We start from the raw sequence: 21,530 nt of genomic DNA, 5'->3' as shown, positions 1-21,530 counted from the left end.
GTACCATATTGCACTACATTTAGCAGCAAACAGCGCAAAAACGGGTGTTGGTGGCGGTCTGTTTAAATAAAAATTCATTTTGTCTGCATGTACAACCAACCTCCTTTTGCATCGAAACAAACCTTCGCGAGAATCGATTTTTTGCGGCAAGATGGGCGATTGGTGCGCAAAAAGGGCACTCATAATGTTAAAATTTACACTGAAATCATGACATTTTAAGGTTAACGAGTTAACAAGAGGAATAACCAACTCTCCAACCAGTCTTGTTAACTTACCAACATAAAAGATGTATAGATGGTGTTGTTTGCATGCAAAATCGAACTAGATTTCACAGAAAACAGTCAAAAACAAGCCAATAAGGACATCGCCAAAACTATGTTTCTCTTCTTTCGTATCGCACATATCGGGGCATTATGCCCCACTTTTTGCAAGTTGAGCAACATAGTATTAGCAAATAATAAAATAGTGTTAGTCTGCAACAACATTAATAACTATCTTTGCAGCAGAATTAAAAGATGATATCCAAATGTGGGCATAGACCCCAACCAAACAACAAATTTGAACCCAAGACCAACGTGCACCGATACCCAAAGCAAAGTGCAACGACCATCATTCAGCCCACAGGGAGCTGTAATTCCCAGTCCTTTCGACATATTTATATAGTACAATCAATCTAACCCCAATAACAATGGATTTCAATTATAGCAAAGTAACATTGCTTGCGGGATGCCTCACACTCACGATGTTGGGGCATTCGCCAAGGGTGTTGGCAGGCATAACGAACAGCGTTGCGCCTGCTGCACAACAGACACGTAAGATAACGGGACGCGTTACCGATGGACGCGAGTCGATTATCGGCGCAACGGTGAGGGTGAAAGGCACCACCAATGCCACCGTTACCGACCTAGACGGCAACTTTTCTCTCGATGCGCCGCAGGGCGCAACCTTGGAAATATCGTACATCGGATATGCGCCCAAGGAAGTAAAGGCCAGTGGGCAAGGCCCGTTAAACATCGTATTGAGCGAAGACAACAACACGCTGAACGAGGTAGTTGTTGTTGGATATGGTGTAATGAAGAAGAGCGACGTGTCTGGGGCATCGGTTACGATGGACGAGAAGAAACTTCGCGGATCTATCGTAACATCCTTAGACCAAACTTTGCAAGGGCGTGCAGCAGGCGTAACAGCCATCAGCACGTCGGGCGCACCCGGCACATCGTCGAGCATCCGCGTGCGCGGGCAGGCCACCATCAACGCCAACGCCGAACCGCTGTACGTTATCGACGGCGTAATTATACAAGGTAGCGGTGCCAGCGGCTCCTCTTTGGGACTGGGCGACGCACTGGGCAACGGCAAAGTGTCTACCGTTTCGCCCCTGTCTACCATCAACCCCAACGACATTGTGTCGATGGAGATACTTAAAGATGCCTCGGCCACGGCCATATATGGTGCCCAAGGGGCAAACGGCGTGGTGCTTATCACCACGCGCCGAGGTAAGGCCGGCGAGGCAAAGTTCACCTACGACGGCATGGCCGCATGGAGCAGACAGGGCAAAAGACTGCAAGTGATGAACCTACAAGAGTTTGCCGACTACTACAACGACTTTGTTACAACGGGCCAAATAAACCCAGCGGATGCCGATAAGCACTTTGCCGACCCCTCGTTGCTGGGTAAAGGCACCAATTGGCAAGACGCCATCTTCCGCACCGCACTGCAACACGCACACCAAATATCAGCCCAAGGCGGGTCGGAAAAGGTGCAATACTACGTGTCGGGCAACTACATGTCGCAAGAAGGAACGCTTATCGGCAGCAAATTCGACCGACTGGGCATGCGCGCCAACCTTGATGCGCAACTTAAATCGTGGCTGAAACTGGGCATGAGCGTAAACTTCTCGAACACCAACGACGACCTAAAACTGGCCGACAGCGATGCGGGCATCATCAACTACTCGCTCACCACACCGCCCGACATACAGATATACAACATCAACGGCGGCTATTCGTCGGTGTCGAAAGAGGGTTTTACCAACCCCAACCCCATCGCTATGGCCATGCTCAACCAAATATTGCTGAACAGGCGCAAGCTTAACGGCAACCTTTTCTTCGAAATAACGCCTATCAAGCACTTGGTTTGGCACGCCGAAGTGGGCTACGACCTCAGCGCAGACCGTGGTCGCCGCTTTATGCCCACAGTTGATTTGGGTACTTGGAAACGAACGAAGAACTCTGCATCGGTTCAGAAATCGTCGGGCACCTTCTGGCAATTGAAGAACTACGTAACCTACGCCAACACCATAGGCAAGCATTCGTTCTCGGCCATGCTTGGTCAAGAGATGTGGGAAAGCTCGTACGACTTCAACCGAACAGAAAACACCGACCTGCCTGCAAACACCGTTAACAACCCTGCATTGGGCGCAGGCACGCCCGCTATCGGCGTTGGTTTTGGCAGTTCGGCTATGGCATCGTTCTTCACCCGACTAACTTACGCCTTCAACGACCGCTATAACGCCACCTACACTTATCGCTACGACGGTAGCTCGAACTTTGGGCCTAACAAGCGTTGGGCCGGTTTCCACTCGTTCGCCGCATCGTGGCGTTTCACCAACGAGCCTTTCTTCGTAAAGAGCCCCGTAGCCAAATACATAAGCAACGGTAAGCTACGCGCTGGCTGGGGACAAACGGGTAATGCCAACATCGGCTCGTATAAATGGGGAACATTGATGAAGGCAATGCCCACCTTGCTAGGCAAAGCCTACCGACCAGACAACATTCCCAACCTAGATGTGCAGTGGGAAAGCCAAGAACAATGGAACGTAGGACTTGACTTGGGCGTGCTGAACGACCGCATTTCCTTCACCTTAGACTGGTATCACAAAGAGTCGCGCGACATGTTGATGCCTCTTCAACTTCCTTCTTACATGGGAACGTCGGGCAACATCTCCTCCGTTTTGGCCGCTCCCTACGGAAACTACGGCACAATACGCAACACGGGATTAGAACTTACGGTGAACGCACATCCCCTGACGGGTGCATTGCAATGGGATTCGGAGTTCCAAATATCGTGGAACAAGAACAAGTTGGTGGCTCTTTCAGGCACAAAAAACGCCGCCATCGTGGGTTACGGACAGTGGAACGATGTGATTAGCGTGTCGAACATAGGCGAATCGCTGTACAGTTTCTATGGTTTCGTTACCGATGGCGTGTATAAAGACCTGGCCGACCTTGAAACTTCGCCCAAGACTTCGAAATATCCAGCCGATGGAAAAAGCTTTGATCGTAACACCACTCCTTGGATTGGCGACCTTAAATTCAAAGACATCAGCGGCCCAGAAGGCAAGCCCGACGGCGTTATCGACGACTACGACAAGACCAACATCGGGTCGCCCATGCCCAAATTCACCTTCGGATGGACCAATACTTTCCGCTACAAGAACTTCGACCTCAACGTATTTGTTAACGGAACCTACGGCAACAAGGTGTACAACTACATGAAAATGAAGCTCACCCACATGAACAGCTTGTGGAGCAATCAGCTTAAAGACGTTACCAAACGCGCCCGATTGGAACCCATCGACCCGTCGAAAACCTACGCGCCAGGCAGTTATTGGTACACCGACGCCGGCAACATACGCGTGGCCAACCCCGAAACAAACATTCCCCGCGCCACTATTACCGACCCCAACGACAACGATGTGATTAGCGACCGCTATATAGAAGACGGCTCGTATATCCGCTTAAAGAACATCGCCTTGGGCTATACGCTGCCCAAGAAGTGGATTTCTAAATGGGGAATAGACAATCTTCGCGTGTATGTAAACATCCAAAACCTGCTTACCATAACGGGTTATGATGGTTACGACCCCGAAATTGGCGCCAGCACTGCCGACATCAACGGTTACACTTACGGCTTAGACAACGGCCGCTATCCCTCGCCAACCACCTATTCGTTTGGCCTAAACCTCACTTTCTAACAATAAACCTTCTTCAAGATGAAACGTTTAACATATCTATATATGGCCATCGCCCTAGCAACGGGCGCGCTTACAACATCGTGTAACGACTTTCTGGATAGGCCAGCAGAAGACTCTTACAACGCCGGCACGTTCTATAAGGACGACAGCCAATGCCTGCAAGGCGTTAATTACCTTTACAACTCGCCTTGGTACGACTTCCAACGCGGTTTCATTAAGGTGGGCGAAGTGATGTCGGGCAACTACTATTGGGGTTCAAGTCCTTACTTAACGCTCACCGTTAACAGCACTGATGGCGACTTGATGAACATGTCTTACTCGCTATGGTCGGTTATCGGGCATGCCAACACCGTGTACAACAACCTCAAAAACGCCACGGCATCGCAAGCCATAAAGAACCAATGTATGGGCGAGTGCTTGGCATGGAAGGCTATGGCCTACTTCTTCTTGGTGCGTTCGTTTGGCGATGTGCCCATCATTCACGACAACTCGGCCATGCTTGCCGACGGTTCGTACAGTAATGTAAGTAGAGTAAAGAAGGCCGACGTGTACGAATACATCATCCTTACACTTGAAAAGGCCATGCAACTGCTGCCTCGCCAGGGTTCGCCAGGCCGCATAGACTATTACGCCGCAGAGGGATTGCTCGCCAAAGTGTACCTAACCAAAAGCGGTGTGAACGCTAATGGCAACGGACAACGCAATGCCGACGACCTGAAAAAGGCCGCAACGTATGCCAAAGACGTGATAGACAACAGCGGACGAACATTGATGGCGAACTACGCCGATGTATTCCGCCTGCAAAACGCCATGAACAGGGAGTTTCTTTTCGCATGGATGTGGACGGCAGACACCAGCATTTGGACCGTACAAAACACCTTGCAAAGCGACCTGGCCATGGTGGGTTTCGACGAATTTGGCGATTGTTGGGGCGGATATAACGGCCCTTCGATAGACTTGCAAGAGGCTTTCGGCGTGTCGCCAACCGAAAATCCCGAAAGCAGAAGTGAGGTAGACACCCGCAGAAAAGCCACAATGATGATGGCAGGCGACTTTTACGACTACTTCTGGACCGACAAAACAGACAACAAAGGGCGTAAGGGTTTCAACTATTTGCAGTTTATGTACGATGCCGACAACTATGGTAGTGGCGGCCCTGGCAAGCTGCAAAGCGCCACAGGTGCCAACGATGTGAAACATCTTTACGGCGATGCGTACGACCATAAGACGTTCGCCATAGACGGAATATCGGCATCCAACATGCACAGTAGTTTGCCAACGCCCGTGCTTAGACTCTCAGACGTGTACCTGGTGTATGCAGAGGCCGTGATAGGTAACGGCACATCCACCACTGATGCCTCGGCCATCGACGCCTTTTATAAGGTTCGCAGCAGGGCGGTGAAGTCGGCATCGCGCCCCACAAGCATCTCTTGGCAAGACGTTTGGAAAGAACGCCGACTGGAATTGGCGATGGAGGGCGACCGCTGGTACGACTTTGTGCGCCGCAGCTACTACGACACGGCAGGCTGCATAGCCGAACTTAAAGCCCAAAAGCGCGGCGCGTTCTTCGGTCTTAACACCCTATACGAGAACTATTACAAGAGTGGCGCATGGAACGTAAACACCACCGACATGCGATACAATCCCGATGCACAGGCCCCTAACGTAACTCCTCAGAGCTTTACGCTACCCTTCCCAAGTCAGGATGTGGTGTTTAACGGCAATCTTCTGAACGAGGCCGTACACGTAGACGTGCGTTCAACCTATTCTTATTAACCCACTTAAAAATACATCATACAATGAAACGTTCCATCATAACGTTGCGTTCGCTTGCTGCATGGCTTGCCTTGGCAACCTTAGCCCTTACCGCATGCAGCGACCAACCCGACAAATACGAACCCACGGGCGGTTCTCCACAAATGCAATACATACGCTTGCCCGAGAGTGCCGACTCGATAATCACCCAAAGTTACATGCAACGCACCATCTGCTTGGTGGGTAGCAACCTGCGAAGTGTGCGCCGAATGTTCTTCAACGACAAGGAGGCGGTGCTCAATTCGAGCTTTATCACCGACAACACGCTGCTTGTAGACATCCCCGGAGAAATACCTTCGGCCGTTACCGATAAGATATATATGGTGAATGGCGATGGAGATACCACCACACATGCCTTCCACGTAATTGTTCCGCCGCCCTCGGTAAAGGCCATGAACTGCGAATATGCACCCGCAGGAGAAGAAGTGACCATCACGGGCGACTACTTTATACAAGACCCCTACAAGCCTTTGCAAGTTCTTTTTAACGATGGTGCATTGGCCGTTACCGACATCAAGAGCATCACGAAGAACAGCATCACCTTCACCATGCCCACAGGTGCCGCCGCGGGTCGCGTGATTGTACGGTCGGTTTACGGCAAAGGCGAGTCCGACTTCGTATATAAAGATACGCGCAACATCATCTTCGACTTCGACGGTTCGCACGGCGGAATGGCCAAAGGGCATGGTTGGCGCGCCGGAAACGTACGTACGGGCGGCATCGACGGCAGCTATCTCTACTTCGGCGGCGTAAAGATGTTGGGCAAAGTTGGCGCAACTTGGGCCGAAGATAACTTCGCCATGAACTATTGGCCCGAACCAAACAACAACTTCCCAGAGATTTCTAGCATCCCTGCCATTGCGGCCATGCTCGACACTTGCAGCATTTCCGACCTCGTTTTAAAGTTCGAATGCCGCGTACCTGCTAACAAAGCGTGGCGTGCATCGGCCCTACAAGTGATGTTTACAGGCAATGCCGATGTTACATACACCAACGCCAACAGCCAATATTATGGCAATAAAGACTTGCCGCGCGGCTTGTGGATTCCTTGGCAAGCAAATGGAAGTTATAACACGGGCGACAAATGGGTGACTGTAAGCATGCCCCTCTCTACATTCAACAAAACGGGCGACGGACAAACGGCAACTTCGGCCCTTACCAAAGACCGGCTCACAGGTTTCACCTTCTTCCTTTGGAGCGGTGGCGTAGAGGGAACCGACTGCGAGCCCGAACTGCATATAGACAACGTTAGGCTTGTGCCTGCCAAATAATTAAAATAGATTACAATGAAACGAAATAAGATATATCTAGCCATTTTCGCGGCTCTGTCGCTGTCGGCAGCAGCCTGCAACGATGCTGTTGAACACAACATACAAGCCGTTGATGCGCCTGCGTTCGTTGGTGTTAGTCCGCAAGAGAACATCAAAGCAGGTCTCGACTCCATCATCGTTACCTACGATAAAAACGTTTTCTTTGCATCATCGCAATACCAACGCATCACACTCAACGGCCAACCCGTGGTTAGTGCCAACGTTATCGGCTCGTCTAACAAACTTTTGCTGATGGCCAACATCGCCCGAGGCGAGAGTTACGAGCTGGTTATCCCCGAAGGCGTGGTATGCGGTCCTAACAAAACGCCCGCCCCAGAGGTAAAAGCCACCCTCAAAGCGCAGTCGCAACACATCGCCACTACGCTTGCCAACGCCAATGCAACGGCCGAAACAAAGGCGTTGTACCAAAAGTTGGCGGCCAATTATGGGCAGAAAACTTTTTCGGGAGCAATGGCCGACGTGGCTTGGAACACCAAAATATCCAACCAAGTGCACGCACTAACGGGCAAATATCCGGTCATCAACGGCTACGACTACATCCATTTGCAGTCTACCACCCCCGGCGGATGGATTGATTATGCCAACATTGCGCCGGTAAAGACCTGGCACGATGCTGGCGGAATGGTCACAATAGGCTGGCATTGGAATGTACCCACGTCCAATCCTTACGCCTCCACGGTCCCCGTTGTGCTTTATGGCGGTCCAAATAAGGATATGCCGTCCGACTGGAGCGGCCACATACAACTCACAACGCAAGCAACGAAAGACATTTTGGCCAAAGCCTCGGTTGGAAGTAAGCTTGTTGTGAAAATCGCCAACGCGAAAGCCAACGCCCAAGGCTCGATTAAGAACAGCAAATGGGCTGGCTTTGTAGACGAGAACGGAAAGAATTGGGACTACTTCAACATCAGTGGCGACAGCTACTCGATGACGCTCGACCAAACCACGCTTACCGAAATGCGCGCCAACGGACTGATAATTGGCGGACACGACTACACCGTTACGGGCGTTACCGTTGAGGCCGCAGGCACGGTGAAGTACGATTTCTACGCCGCTAAGAACGAGTTTACCCTCAACGATGCCGTTACCGAAGGCACGTGGGCTAATCGGTTTATGAAGTCCGACCTGGAAAAGATAGTGCCTTACCTGCAACAATTGCAGCGCGCAGGCATCCCTGTGCTGTGGCGACCGCTACACGAGGCAGCTGGAAAATGGTTCTGGTGGGGCAACGGTACGGCCGAAAACTATCGCAAACTGTGGCACATCATGTTCGATTTCTTCAAGCAACGCGGCGTAAACAACCTCATCTGGGTGTGGACTTCCGAAAAGAACGACCCCGATTGGTACCCTGGCGACGAGTATGTTGACATCATCGGCACCGACATGTACGGACAAAACGGCACACCCGTAACTGCCCAAACCGCCGCCCAACGCTTTAACGAACTGGCCTATCGCTACCCCACAAAGATGATTGCCCTTACCGAATGTGGCACCGTTGTCGACATATCGGCGCAATGGAATGCCGATGCCAAATGGAGTTTCTTTATGCCGTGGTACCCCGGCGGTGGCGTTGTGCATGCCACCGATGCGTGGTGGAAGTCGGCTATGTCTAATCCTAATACGATAACACGATGAAAAAAATTGTATTTTCACTACGTTTACGCCTACTTGGGGCTATGGTTGCGTGCCTGGCAACCATGCCTTTGCAGGCAAAAATCAGGCTCCCGCACATCCTTTCGGATGGGATGGTGGTGCAACAACAGGCAGATGTATGTTTCTGGGGATGGACTACGCCCAACACCAACGTAACCATCGCACCCACATGGCAAGAAAAAAGGGTGACGGTGAAAAGCGACTCGCAAGGACGATGGCGCGTTGTGCTACGCACACCCAAAGCTAGTTTCCATCCTTTAAGCATCACATTCAGCGACGGACAGCCAACAACCATCAACAACATGCTAGCTGGCGAGGTGTGGGTTTGCGCCGGACAGAGCAATATGGAGATGCCCGTTCGCGGCTTTAACGAATGTCCCGTTGAGGGTTATCAAGATGCTGTATGGGCATCGGCCAACATGCGCGGCGTGCGTTACGTCAGCATTCCACCGCGAATGAGTAGCGTTCCGCTCGAAGATACGCCCTGCCAATGGGTGGATATGAGCCCCAAAACGGTGAGCGACTGCTCGGCCGTGGGCTTCTTTTTCGCCCAACGATTGGCACAAGCCCTGCAAATACCCGTAGGATTGGTGCTAGCCAACAAGGGCGGAACGATGGTTGAGAGTTGGCTAAACGCCGAAAACCTGCGCAAATACACCGACGAGCCCACCGACTCGGTACAGCTTGCGCGCAAATATCCACGAGAATGGCTACGCCCATTGCTCTGGGGCAACGGCACTTTCCACCCCATCATCAACTATGGCGTGCGTGGCGTGCTGTATTATCAAGGTTGTGCCAACGTAGACCACAACCCCAACACCTATGGCGAACGCCTAAAACTACTTGCACAGCAATGGCGCAAGCACTTTTCGGACAACATGCTGATGCTTATCGTGGAGATTGCGCCCCACCGTTATGAGGGCGAAATGGGAACTAGCGCGGCATTTATACGCGAACAGCAATACAAAGCCAGTCTCGAAATTCCCCATTGCGCCATGATAAGCACCAACGACTTGGTGTACCCTTACGAGGTGCGGCAGATACATCCCACGCAAAAACGCCCCATCGGCGAACGGCTTGCGCTAACCGCCCTAGCACGTTACTATGGCTACGAAAAGGTGATGTACAAGCAGCCTGCATTCGAAAAGCTGGAGATAATGGGCGACACTTGCGTGGTTCATCTCAAAGACACCTACACAGGCATTATACCCCAATCCACCTACGAAGGCTTTGAAGTGGCTGGTTCCGACCGCATTTTCCATCCAGCCCACGCCACCTACGTTCGCCACAACAAGTTCCGCCTCACCTCAAAGGCCGTTCCCAAGCCTGTGGCCGTACGCTATTGCTACCGCAATTTCTTGCTAGGCAACGTCAAAAACCAAGCCGCACTACCCCTCATCCCATTCAGAACGGATAAGTGGTAAGGCAAAAACAAACGTAAGGGGCAGGCAAAAACAAACGTAAGGGGCAGGCAAAAGAAACGCATCGATGCCTTGTTTTTGCCTGCCCTTTGTGTCTTTGGGCTTTCGTTACATGCTTTACCTGTTGGGGTTAACCAATATGTTTTCCTATCATTTCCATCCACAGATAAGGCTATCCACACCTTAATATAATACACGCGCGAGGAAAGCTACTTAGTAGTAGAGAAAAATACACTAAAAAAGATAAGCGAAACCACTGCGCCATCAACTTCTCAATCGCCCAGCAGTTCCGCTTAATCATGTTAGGTTCTTACTTTATTGTGCAGAATTCCTAACCTATTCCACGGCATGTGCGCTTACTTAGCGCCATAACTATAAAAGAAAATGGGGTTGCCCGTAACTTTAAGTATCGGCCCTTCCGCCTTCTTGGTTGCAGGGTCGTAACTAAAGAACCCGCTTTGAGTTTTGTTCGTCACTCCAAATACCACCTTATCGCCATACTTGGCCACAGCGCAAGCGTGGGGATTAGAGTATCCCACACTCTCAATTTTTGTTACCGTCTTGTTATAGAGGTCTACTTCCACGGGGCAATAAGCAATTGTTAGATACATATTTTTCGCGCCAGGGTCTAGCTGCGGTGCATTAATATAGCCGTAAAGCTTACCCTTAGCCATGTAACAAACTGTTCCCAAGAATGTCCCATAATCGCCTGTCAGTCCTGCAACCTTCACTTCGTTGAGCTTAAACGAGTAGTCGGGGTCTATTTCCGTCGAACCATTCTTTATTCTAATGATACCTCCGGGGAACTCAGCCTTCGTTCCAAAACTTCCAATGCAGTTGACATAGATGTCCTTTTTCTCATCCATGAAGATAGACTTCGGGTCGATGGGCCTTGTTGCCGTGCTTAGCCCCAATGTTTCATTCACGATATGCTTCTTCACCGCATCGGTTTTGGTGTCTACAACAACTAGTTCCACACTAGTCTTCGTGGGCATCCAGTTAGCATTTCGTTGTGATAGACCAACGAACAAGTCGGCATCGCGTATAATCATGGCCGAGGGAGCTACATTCATCCCCTGCTGCGCATACGCGTTAAGGTCTATTTCCTTCATTTGTTTCATCGTCGTGGGGTTGAACACAATAATCTTTCCCGTAGCTTGGCTGGTAACATAAGCTTTCTCTGCATTAAGCTCCACCACGTTACAAGCTTGTGCACCAGCAGTGAGTTCCAGTTTCCCTTTCTCCACTAGTTCGCCGTTTGCATTGGGCACATAGCGAACTATTGCCGAACGGCTGTTCCCCATATAGTCGGGCAGCGAGTAAACGTTTCCACTGGGTGCAACGATGGGTGTTATTCCAAAGCCAGTTGGGAGGCCTTTCGAGTTGTCAACGGGGTTGCCAGTAAGTTTTGGAATACCTTGCAAGTATGCTGCCCCGGAATTGCCATCGGCGTTTGTTACCGACGTAGCAAAGAGCACACCTTCAAACTTTCCTCCTTCGCCTGGTTGCGGCGTTGGTTGTTCTTTGTTGTCGTCGCCGCAAGCGGTCATTGCGGCCATAGCGATGACGGCCATACATAAATGTTTCACTTTCATAATCTAATGCTTTTAATGGTTATAACCTTATTTTCAATACGTTAATCACGTTTCTAGCAAGTTATTTCAATACATACCTCACTTTGAAAGCCAACGTTCTACCAGGCAGCGGGCGGTTAAGTTCGCTCACCACCCACCTATCCGTGATGTTCTTTAACTTGAAAGTCAAAGTCCATCTGCCGTTACCGAAGCTGTGTTCCAAGCCTGCATCCATAGTGAACGATGTAGGAATTTTGCGGTCTTGGTATATGCTCATCTCAAAATCGTAGAAATACTGATGCACATAAGATGCGTCGAAGAGCAATCGCGTGTTTTGTCCCTTCCCGCCAAAGAGGTTTTCTTTGTGCAACTCCGCTCCAAAGTTGCCCATCAGATACGGCACATTGGGTATGCGTTTGTTATATGTGGGATTTTCCACCTGCGTACCAGGCATCATACGGCGCGTGTCGCGAAGGTCTTGCCACGTTCCATTGGCATAAAGGTAAGCCCAGGGCAGCACATCGGCTTTACAGTCTATCTCCACGCCCATCGTTCGCACATTGCCGAAGTTTCGGTAGCGTGCCATTGTGGGAATGATGTCGGGTGTAAAGCGCACCATATCGTGCAACACATTGTAAAACCCATTCACTTCGCATTCCATCACTTGCCCATCATCGCTTTGCCGCCTATAAAGCAGCCCCAAATTCGTTCCCGTAGTGCGTTCGGGCTTAAGTGTAGGCGACGGCAATATCGAATAGCCGTTGCCAATCAGCTCTTCGCTAGTGGGGATGCGTACTTCCGAATTGAACGAAGCCTTAAGCATCAGGTAGGGCGTAAACTTAAAGCGCATGGCATCACTAAATCCCATGTAGCTTTTGGCTACCGAAACGGGTTCGGGATCACTTACGCCATACACCTCTATGGCCCTAGAATGCGACGAATAGAAGAAAGCTTTAAGGGTGAGAGCATTTTGGAAGCGGCCGCCGAAGAGCGTCAGGTCGTGCGAAAAGCCGACAGTGAGGTTATTCATGTTACTGGGAAAGTTGGCATGATAGTTCAAGGCACGGTCCATTAGCGTGTCTTTGGGGTTCAGCCGCGTATAGTTTTCGTACACGTTGAGGTTCAGCGCATGGTGCTCGTTAAGCGTATAGCCCATGTTTAATTTGGCAATAAAGTCTTGCGAACGATTTTTCCCATCGGTGGGATGGTTTCCCTGCTCCCCTCCAAAGCCCGAAACGGGGGGCAATTGGTTGCCGTCCCAATCGTATCGGTGTTTGGCCACATCGTGCATACCATACCATCCCCACACATATCCAGCGTCGAGGTCGAAGTCTAAGCCATCAACGAAGAAGTTTTCGCGTTTCAACTTCAAAGCGCTCACCAAGCTTTTCGACTCGTTATAGGCCTCTTTCACCGGCAGGTCTATGCCTTGTATCTGCTGCTTGGTGCGTGTAAAAATCATTTCGGCCTTCATTTCATCGAACCACCACTTAGTTGCTTTAAACGAAAAGCCCCCCATGGCCTTATCAAACTTGTCGTGGTCGCGTTTTACCACACGTCCGCCGAGGTTCTCCAAACGCATGGTATAGTCGTTATCCGAATGTGTGAGCACGCCACCCACACCAAATTGCAACCCCATTCGGGCATTGGTGCGTTTTAGGACGGTAGAAAGTTGGTGCGTGTTGAATGAGCTAATCTCGTATGCCACATCAAGATACACAGGCGGATATTCCTTAGTAACCACGTTAACAGCACCGCCCAAGGCCGAACCGCCAAACTTATAGGGCACGATGCCCTTATAAACCTCAATGCGTTCGATCATGTTTGTGGGAATATCGTTCAGGGCAACGAAGTTTCCTATCTGTGCCAAAGGCGTTTCGTCTACGAAAAGTCCCATGCGCTTACCTTCCAATCCTCTTACCGATATGCGCGATGCGCTACCCATTCCACCCGTGTTGCGTACGGTTACGCCCACGGTACGCGCCAACACATCGTTGATGTTGGTTGCCGTTCCTTGTAGCTGGCGTTGCGAAATAACCGACACAGGCATAGCGCCCTCGCGTATCTTTCGGGCTTCGCTACGTGCCGTAACAGTCACATCGTGTAGCGTGTGTTCGTCTGGCATCAACACCAAGTCGAGCCTGATGCTGTCTTTCCCAAAGGTTTTCACTTGTTTCATCAGTTCTCCATATCCCACATACGTGGTTCGTAAACGGATATTGGCATTGTTCTCAACAACGATTTGATAACTGCCACTCGCGCTGCTCACGGCATTAGCCTTTGTACCCAGTGCCTCTATGTATGCGCCCATAAGGGGCTCGTTACTTCGGCCGTCGGTTATCGTACCATAAACCACCACATTTTGCGCGGTTAAAGTGGCACTTAACGCGAGCAAGCATGTCACACACAACAAGCGTACAGTACAGCACAGCATACGTACTGACCGTGCCGCCTTTGCCTTTTTATAAAGAAGGAACATCTTTTACCTCTTACTTTTATCATGCACACGCGCCTGAATGCGTATCATCATCTTCAACGTGGAGGTGCCCATTATACTTAACGTCGTTATACATTAAAAAAATCGCTACAAAATTATAAAAATGCATATTTACATACAATACCTAACAATAGGTATTTGTACAACACGGGCAGCTGTTTTTTCATTAGCATTAATGACAAATCGTTAGTTTACGCCATACTGCACAAGAGGGGGGGGTATGCCATTAATTCACCTAAAAGGGTTGGTTAAAAGAATTGCTCAAAAAGAAGTAGCCCGGCCTTCTAACATTTCTATCAATTGAGAGGAGTTTGTTACCTTTGTAATGCCAACACAAGATAAGCACTACGCTCGCATGCGAAGTGCAGGCCAAAACCACTCACAGACTTATATAGTCAAACGGAATTGGATTTGCAAAGTCATAGGCGCATCGTAAACAAGCAAGAATCCTCCTTATCCTCTGCGCAAGGGTTTATTGATGCCATGCTACGCAACGTCTTGCATTCTTCTAACAACATTTTGCCAAAAGCAATTCTGTTTGACTATAAAATCAATCCCTTCTAACCATAATACGATGAGGCTTGGAGCAGAACTGCACCCCAAACCACAGCAAACACTAGTGGACAATCAACGAGTGGCACTTAATTAAGCCCTAATCCTTTTCCCTTTACACCTTTTCTATTAATGCCGTGGCGTATGCGGCCATGCCTTCTTGTCGCCCAACAAAGCCCATTCGTTCGGAAGTGGTGGCCTTGATAGACACCGCATCGGGGTCTACGCCCATCAGTTTGGCCATACATTGCTGCATGGCGGGTATGTGGGGATTGAGTTTTGGCTGCTCGGCACATACCGTAGCGTCTACGTTTCCCACGCGATAACCCTTCGTGGCAATAAGTTCCACGGTTTTTTCGAGTATCACTTTGCTGTCCATATTCAGCGTTTCGTTGGCCGTGTCGGGGAAGTGAAAGCCGATGTCGCGCATGTTTGCCGCACCCAAAAGGGCGTCGCAGATGGCATGTATCAGCACGTCGGCATCGCTATGGCCGAGCAATCCCACGGTGTGGTCGATGCGTATGCCGCCCAACCATAGTTCTCTACCTTCCACCAAGCGGTGTACGTCATAGCCGAAACCTATCCTGTAATTCATATTTTGAGTTTGTGAGTTGGTAAGTTTGTGAGTTTTTTAGTTGATGAGTTTGTGAGCTAGTTTTTAGTTTGTGAGTTGTTGAGTTGGTGAGTTATTGAGAGTTTTCATTCATAAGTTTTTGAATGGGTGAGTTTTTAAGCCCATTAACTCGCGAACTCCGAAACTCATCAACTTAATAACTCCGAAACCAAAAGACTCAACAACTCCGAAACCCATCAACTCAACAACTCATCAAACTCACCTACGCTTAAACAAATCTTTCAGTCCGTCCATGTCGAACGTTAGCGAGAAACGCATTGTTTGGTCCAGCGGATTGCTCTTGGCTGTGGCGATAACATAGCCTGCATCGAGCGTAAAGGCACTCATTTTGAACCCTGCACCCACGGTAAAGTACTTTCTGTTGCCCTTATTAGCGCTTTCGTGGTGGTATCCGGCACGCACGCTAAACTGGTCGTGGTACACATATTCGGCTCCAACGCTTAGGCTAATCTCGTCTAACTCTTCTTTAAATCCGCCCGGTGCATCGCCGAAACTTTTGAAAATGCCACCGATAGACGACACATCGTAATAGTCTTTCTGCACTCGGCGTTGGTAATCTTCGGTCGTTTCGCCCTCGTTTTGATGCGGATAAGTGGGCACCAACAGCTTATTGGCATCGGCTGCTAGGGTAAAGCGGTTGTATTCGTCTACGGGAATCATCAACGATGCGCCCAATCTCAGGTTAGTGGGGATAAACTCGCTGTTGGCGTCTTCGCCCATCGTTATTTTACTACCGATGTTAGAAACGTTCATACCGATACCCAATTGGCATTCGCGTTGTCCTATGTTCAAGTAGTTTTGGTAATACAAGGCGAGGTCGGCAGCGAATGCCGAGCCTGGGGTTGTGTTGTCGGTGTAGCTGTAAGTTAAGTCGGAGTATATCCAACGGACGGCTGCTGCAATGGAGAATTTTTCGCTTAGCATCAGCGAATAAGCTACATCGGCCGACATTTCATAAGGGCGAATGGTGAGTGCAGGTGCCGAACTCGAGCCTCCGCTATTGTCGTTGGTGGTAACTTCGCCCAACGAGAAGTAGCGGATGCTTGCCGATATGGCGGCATAGTCGCCTATGCGATAGTAGCCCGACATGTGAGCCAGACCAATATCGTTAACCAATTGGCGCAACCAAGGCGTGTAACTAAGCCCTACGCCGGCCCTAGATATGGCGAAAGGATATTTGGCTGGGTTCCAAAACTGCGAGTAGACGTCGGCTTCGGTAGCCGCTCCCACATCGCCCAAACCTGCTGCGCGTGCATCAGGGGCAATGCCTTGCGATGTTACCGAGGTTCTTACGGGGTTGAATATTTCCTTTTTGTCGTCGGCCCAAGCAGTGGTCGCCGCTATGGCGAGCGTGAAGGCAAGGGCTATACGTTTGCTGTTTGTCATTTATTTATTCTTTATTTAGTCGACAAGTTCACGAGTTTACGAGTGGCCATGATTGCTTTGGCAAGCTTGGCACTACGCATTGCGCTTAACAAAGCGTGCTTTACTCGTTCGCTTTATAAACGCAGGGTTGCGCGTTTTATTGTTGTGAAGGGGCAAACACATTTAAAAATCTGGCACGTTTACGCATCATGGTTTTGGCATTACCCACTCTTTATCGTTTGCCTTGCACGATAAGCTTGCGCGCTTTCGAGGTTTTGGCGGTGCCTTGTGCAGCTACTTTGGCACGATAAAGGTAAACGCCCGTCGACAGCACATGCCCGTCTGTGCACACCAAGTCCCATGTTCGGGTGTGGTTGCCTACGGTTTGTGTGCCTCGTTCTTCGCCAGTCCACAACAGTTTTCCTGTCATGTCGAACACTTCGATGGTTATATCTACGGGCGTGTTGCCCATATCGTGGCTTACGATGAAGGTGGTTGTGGTGCGTGCAGGGTTTTCGGTGGCGTCTATCCAGATGTTGTCGGCCATCAGTCCGCCCACTACATGGAAGTCGAGCGTCACTTGCGACGTATTGTTTTGTATGTCGCTAGCTCTGAATTGCAGTTTATGCTTGCCAGGCGAAAGTGTGGGAATGTTGAACATCACCGTGCCTGCGGTGTACGACCCGAAGTCGAACGTAAAGTGGTCGTTCAGGTTATAGGTTTTGTGCATGCTGCCGTCGATAACCAATTGCATGTCGTGTCCGATGCCGCTACCCGTTGCGTTCAGACCGTCTTTATCCGAAATTTTGGCCACGAAGAGCGGTTGTGGCGTTACGTTACCCCCGTTTGTAAACGAGGTGGAGTTGAGGTAACAGTATATGGAGGGGCCGATAGAATCGTTGGCACCAAGCGTTCCGCTGCCGATGGTAAAGCGTTCGCTATGTCCGTTGGCTCTTATGGTGCGTTCGTTGTTCACGGCGTACAGGGTAACAAGACCCGTTCCGTTGTCGTTATCCACGTCGCGCGGCACGGCGAAGTTTAGTTTGAACTGGCCCTTGCGCACACTGTCGGCACCATTAAAGATGGTGTTAACGCGGTCGGTATATTTAAAAGGCTCGTCTGCACCCTCTGTTGGCGACTGGTTGTTCAGCCTACCCACAAGGCGTTGCTTGCGGTCGCGCACGGTGGCCGTCACCACTCCTGCAAAGTCGGCGTGTCCTTCAACGTGCCCCACGATGCTGTTTACCTTTCCTGCCGCTAGTTTGGGCAGAATTGCCGCTTGTACGGGCGTACCGTTGATGCTGTCTACCACAACGCGTGCCGTGGGTCTGTTGATGGCCAATGCGGGGTCGCCCAACAACGAATATTGCAGTTTGTTGGTGGTTCTGTCTTGTCCGTCGGTAATCATATAATTCTTGGCTAAGCGTTGTGCCTCGCCAAAGGTCATGGGCTTACCCCCATTCTCGCTAAACAGAAAATGCAGGTAGGCCATGTTGATACGTTGGTTGTAATAGGCATATACCGTTCGCGTTGTGCCGAAGAAAGCCACTGCACCTCCGTTCTTGTTCAGCACGGCCGCCTCGCCAATGGTGGGGACGGCTCCGTCGAAGGGCATGATGTCGCACGAGGCGGTTATCCAAAGGGGAAGGTTGGTATTGGAGAAAGCCTTGAAATCGTTGAGGCGCAACACCGATTCGTGCGAAATCTGGTCGGTACGGCCATGCCCCACGTAGTTCATAACCAACGCACCTGCGGCCTGTTGCTGTTTAATGATGCTCGTTACTTCGGGGTAAGCGTAGCCCGTTGCGCTGGATTCGCGCTTAAACATATCCCACATCACCTTTTTAATAAGGTATTGTGGATGTTCTGTTGCTAAGCTGTCGGCCATCTTGTTGGCATCGCTCATGTGTAGGTTGTCGTTACCATCGTCGCCCATAAACATGATGGTGTTTTGCCATGCGCCTGCGTTGGCATTTTGTGCGTATGCAATGGTCTTGTCAACCATCGTTCGCGCATCGTTGGGATGCACCACGGGGAAACGACCGACGGCCACATCTTGCAAGTCGCTCCTTTCTAGATCTGTTCCTTCGCCGTCGTCGAGCAGGGTGAAGAAACCATCATCTACATAGCAAGTTATTTCATTAAACGAGTTCTCGCTTTCAAAGCAAAGTAGGTAATCGTCGACAGACGTTGTGCGCCAATCGCCTGTTTTCATGCGGTTGTCCCACGCGCAGTCGCCAAAAAGCAACAGGTACTTGGGTTGGTCGGCCTCGCTCTCAGCCCTGTCGTATAGCATTTTGAGGTATCGGCGATAGGCGTTGGCGTCGGGCGTACCACTGGCGAACTCGTTATATAATTCGTCGGCAGGCACGATGCGCACGCGCATGCCATCGTGTTTTTCGTGAAAAGCTTTTAGTCTTTCGGCCTCTTGTCGCAGCTTTTGCGATGTGGGTATCACCATCACCATGTCTGCTGCCCCATGTGCGTGTAGGTTTTGAGGGGTGATGTTGTGCACATATTGGGGCGTGGGGAACGTGGCAGCGTGCAAATCGGGCGCGTTTCGGGGCTTGCTTGTGGCAATAGAGATAAAGTCGAGCCGTGCCGGACCGCCTTGGGTTACTTCGATTGTCACTTCGTTCTTGGCTGCAAACTGCTCAATGTTGGCAAAAAAGTCGGCCCTGTTGCCCTTGTCGTATTTGCTAGGAATGGAAACATTTATCTCGCCTAGCCGTTTGCCGTTAATGCTGATGTTGGCTCGCGTGGCTGTTCCTGCCGAAAGCGTCACCGTAATACTTCCCCCCGTGTCGGCAACGGGGGCATCAATGGCGTAACTTTTCTTCGTTCCACGATTTATGGGCGTGTTCTCAAAGAGGTTTCTTCCGCCTGGATACCATGAGAAATTATCTACCTCGTGCAAGCTGTGATAATCGTCGGCCGACGGATAGAAGGAGTTTAAAAATGCGCTTTCGTCCACTCGAAGTGGCTCGCCATCGCTTTGTGTGAGGAAATAATAACCGTAATCTGAGTATGGATTGCGTGTGCGTATTGCGGCAGAGGCATTCTCCCAGTTTACAGGACCTTTGGCATAAAACAGTCTTTTTCCGTCCACAAAGCAGGTTGCCACTTCTTTAAGGTCGTCTTTGGCTTGCAATTCGGCGCCTTCCAAGCGTCCGTTTTGCAGGTTTCCACCATAGCCATACACCTTTACCTTATTCATATCGTTAAATCCCGCTTGCTTAATCAGGCTCTCGGTTATCTGATATACGCCGCTTGCTGGTACGCGTATCTTGGCCCAACGCCCAGTGGCCAGCACCGAGTTGTTGGCATATCGTGCGGCCTTTGGCGTGGCGCGTGTTACGGCCAACGTCTTTCTTTGCGTACCTTTCAGGGGTTTAGCCTCCACTTTGAGCATAAATCCCACCAACATTTGGTAGCGGTTGTCGCGGAAAACCAATGGACAAAAGCCTATGTTCAGCATGGCGCGCTTGCGGTCTAGCACAATTCGTTGTTCCAGTTGCGGCATCTCTGGCAACTGTTTGCCCCAATTAGCGTTATAGTTGGCGATGTCTGCCCGTGTCATCTCTGCAAATTCGGGGTACACAATGCTTGCCGTATAGATTGAGTCTTGGTAGTTTCCGGTTAGTGGAATGGCATGACCGAAGTGAGGCAATATGCTGTCTACCCGCACTTGGTCGTAAGTGAGGTTGAAAAAACGCTGCGCCTGCATGGCAAAAGATGCCATGAGGAAAAGCAATGATATGGCTGAACGTATATGTTTCGACATAAAGTACTTACAAATTTGGCCTCACCCCCGACCCCGTAAAGGTGAAAGGGTGAAAAATTGAAAAGGTGAAAAGATGGCTGCGCCTTTTAAAGGTGAAAGGGTGAAAAGGTGAAAAGATGGCTACGCCACCTATTCATTTGGCTTAACTCCTCAACTCCTTAACTCCTCAACTCCTCAACTCCTCAACTCCTCAACTCCTTAACTCCTTAACTCCTTAACTCCATAACTCCTTAACTTCTCCTCTATTTGCACCTCACTTCCAACACCTTTCTGTCTTCTAGGTAGCCTTCCAGGCAGTCGCCTATGGCCACAGGCCCAACACCGGCGGGCGTACCCGTATAGATTAGGTCGCCCGTTTTCAGCGTAAAGAAACTACTGATGTAGGCGATAAGTTCGTCAACCTTAAAGAGAAGGTCGCTCGTGCAGCCCTCTTGCACCGTCTTCCCGTTTTGGTCAAGATGAAAATGCAGTGCATCCACACTTCTAAATCGTTCAATGGGAATCCATTCGCCCAAGGCGGCAGAGCCGTCGAACCCTTTGCAAAGTTCCCAAGGCAACCCCTGTGCGCGTAGCTTTTGTTGCAAGTCGCGCGCAGTGAAGTCGATGCCCACCGTCACAGCATCGTAATATCGGTGTGCAAAGCGTTGCGAGATGCCCTTGCCCAGTCGCGAAATGCGCACCACCAACTCCGTTTCGTAGTCGATGCGCCCCATAAAGTCGGGTACGAAAAACGGCTTGCGGTCTTTTAACAGTGCCGAGTCGGCCTTGGTGAACACCACGGGCGTCTCCGGTTTATATAACGTTCCGTCCAGCTCTTTATTGTGTTGGGCGTAGTTCATTCCAATGGCGAATATCTTCATTTGCTTCTGTCTCAATCATTTTTACCCTACAAAAATAGAAGTCATCTAGACTTTTAAAATCTCTACAAATT

The 21,530-nt window shown here is 50.3% G+C and carries 12 protein-coding genes; 5 read left to right on the top strand and 7 right to left on the bottom strand.

Annotation, left to right across the window (positions count from 1 at the left end):
• The coding region (locus HMPREF2955_RS16590; RefSeq protein WP_210401300.1) for a hypothetical protein at positions 1–183 on the bottom strand (183 nt) is incomplete at its 3' end.
• 505 nt (positions 184–688) lie between these two features.
• Here HMPREF2955_RS16590 and HMPREF2955_RS09255 point away from each other — a divergent pair.
• Genes HMPREF2955_RS09255 through HMPREF2955_RS09235 form a run of 5 tightly spaced genes read left to right on the top strand, consistent with a single transcriptional unit; the run spans position 689 to position 10,196 of the window.
• Complete coding sequence (locus tag HMPREF2955_RS09255) at positions 689–3,973, top strand: SusC/RagA family TonB-linked outer membrane protein (RefSeq protein WP_210401299.1); 3,285 nt, start codon at positions 689–691, stop codon at positions 3,971–3,973.
• 18 nt (positions 3,974–3,991) lie between these two features.
• On the top strand, positions 3,992–5,749 hold the full coding sequence (locus HMPREF2955_RS09250) for a RagB/SusD family nutrient uptake outer membrane protein (RefSeq protein ID WP_070722866.1): 1,758 nt from the start codon (positions 3,992–3,994) through the stop codon (positions 5,747–5,749).
• Positions 5,750–5,772: 23 nt separating this feature from the next.
• Positions 5,773–7,059, top strand: a complete 1,287-nt coding sequence (locus HMPREF2955_RS09245) for a glycan-binding surface protein (protein ID WP_070722865.1) — start codon at positions 5,773–5,775, stop codon at positions 7,057–7,059.
• Between the two features lie 15 nt (positions 7,060–7,074).
• Entirely contained in the window at positions 7,075–8,754 is a 1,680-nt protein-coding gene (locus HMPREF2955_RS09240) for a glycoside hydrolase family 26 protein (RefSeq protein ID WP_070722863.1), read from the top strand.
• Positions 8,751–10,196 carry a sialate O-acetylesterase gene (locus tag HMPREF2955_RS09235; protein ID WP_210401298.1) on the top strand — a complete coding sequence of 482 codons (1,446 nt, stop codon included), beginning with the start codon at positions 8,751–8,753 and terminating at the stop codon, positions 10,194–10,196. Before HMPREF2955_RS09240 ends, HMPREF2955_RS09235 begins: the two co-directional genes overlap by 4 nt.
• A gap of 353 nt (positions 10,197–10,549) precedes the next feature.
• Here HMPREF2955_RS09235 and HMPREF2955_RS09230 read toward each other — a convergent pair whose 3' ends face one another.
• The 6 genes from HMPREF2955_RS09230 to HMPREF2955_RS09205 form a co-directional block, all read right to left on the bottom strand.
• Positions 10,550–11,788 (bottom strand): YncE family protein, encoded by a 1,239-nt coding sequence (locus HMPREF2955_RS09230; protein ID WP_070722861.1) that lies wholly within the window; start codon positions 11,786–11,788, stop codon positions 10,550–10,552.
• A gap of 61 nt (positions 11,789–11,849) precedes the next feature.
• A complete protein-coding gene (locus HMPREF2955_RS09225; protein ID WP_246830118.1) occupies positions 11,850–14,201 on the bottom strand; it encodes a TonB-dependent receptor in 2,352 nt (783 codons plus the stop codon).
• Positions 14,202–14,931: 730 nt separating this feature from the next.
• Positions 14,932–15,411: a 2-C-methyl-D-erythritol 2,4-cyclodiphosphate synthase gene (gene ispF, locus HMPREF2955_RS09220; RefSeq protein WP_009231428.1), complete on the bottom strand. Its 480-nt coding sequence runs from the start codon at positions 15,409–15,411 to the stop codon at positions 14,932–14,934.
• Between the two features lie 237 nt (positions 15,412–15,648).
• Positions 15,649–16,836 (bottom strand): type IX secretion system outer membrane channel protein PorV, encoded by a 1,188-nt coding sequence (gene porV, locus HMPREF2955_RS09215; RefSeq protein ID WP_070722856.1) that lies wholly within the window; start codon positions 16,834–16,836, stop codon positions 15,649–15,651.
• Between the two features lie 211 nt (positions 16,837–17,047).
• Positions 17,048–20,599, bottom strand: coding sequence for a type IX secretion system sortase PorU (gene porU / locus HMPREF2955_RS09210; protein ID WP_070722854.1), 3,552 nt, complete (start codon positions 20,597–20,599; stop codon positions 17,048–17,050).
• 242 nt (positions 20,600–20,841) lie between these two features.
• Positions 20,842–21,459, bottom strand: a complete 618-nt coding sequence (locus HMPREF2955_RS09205; protein ID WP_070722853.1) for a fumarylacetoacetate hydrolase family protein — start codon at positions 21,457–21,459, stop codon at positions 20,842–20,844.
• Positions 21,460–21,530 lie beyond the last annotated feature (71 nt).

It is taken from the genome of Prevotella sp. HMSC073D09 (assembly GCF_001814145.1).
Classification (GTDB): Bacteria; Bacteroidota; Bacteroidia; order Bacteroidales; family Bacteroidaceae; genus Prevotella; species Prevotella conceptionensis.
This window is presented reverse-complemented; position numbering and strand designations above follow the sequence as displayed.

Coding starts and splice junctions, on each gene's coding strand:
- HMPREF2955_RS09255 (WP_210401299.1), top strand. CDS start 689: ATGGATTTCAATTATAGCAAAGTAACATTGCTTGCGGGATGCCTCACA.
- HMPREF2955_RS09250 (WP_070722866.1), top strand. CDS start 3,992: ATGAAACGTTTAACATATCTATATATGGCCATCGCCCTAGCAACGGGC.
- HMPREF2955_RS09245 (WP_070722865.1), top strand. CDS start 5,773: ATGAAACGTTCCATCATAACGTTGCGTTCGCTTGCTGCATGGCTTGCC.
- HMPREF2955_RS09240 (WP_070722863.1), top strand. CDS start 7,075: ATGAAACGAAATAAGATATATCTAGCCATTTTCGCGGCTCTGTCGCTG.
- HMPREF2955_RS09235 (WP_210401298.1), top strand. CDS start 8,751: ATGAAAAAAATTGTATTTTCACTACGTTTACGCCTACTTGGGGCTATG.
- HMPREF2955_RS09230 (WP_070722861.1), bottom strand. CDS start 11,788: ATGAAAGTGAAACATTTATGTATGGCCGTCATCGCTATGGCCGCAATG.
- HMPREF2955_RS09225 (WP_246830118.1), bottom strand. CDS start 14,201: ATGCTGTGCTGTACTGTACGCTTGTTGTGTGTGACATGCTTGCTCGCG.
- ispF (WP_009231428.1), bottom strand. CDS start 15,411: ATGAATTACAGGATAGGTTTCGGCTATGACGTACACCGCTTGGTGGAA.
- porV (WP_070722856.1), bottom strand. CDS start 16,836: ATGACAAACAGCAAACGTATAGCCCTTGCCTTCACGCTCGCCATAGCG.
- porU (WP_070722854.1), bottom strand. CDS start 20,599: ATGTCGAAACATATACGTTCAGCCATATCATTGCTTTTCCTCATGGCA.
- HMPREF2955_RS09205 (WP_070722853.1), bottom strand. CDS start 21,459: ATGAAGATATTCGCCATTGGAATGAACTACGCCCAACACAATAAAGAG.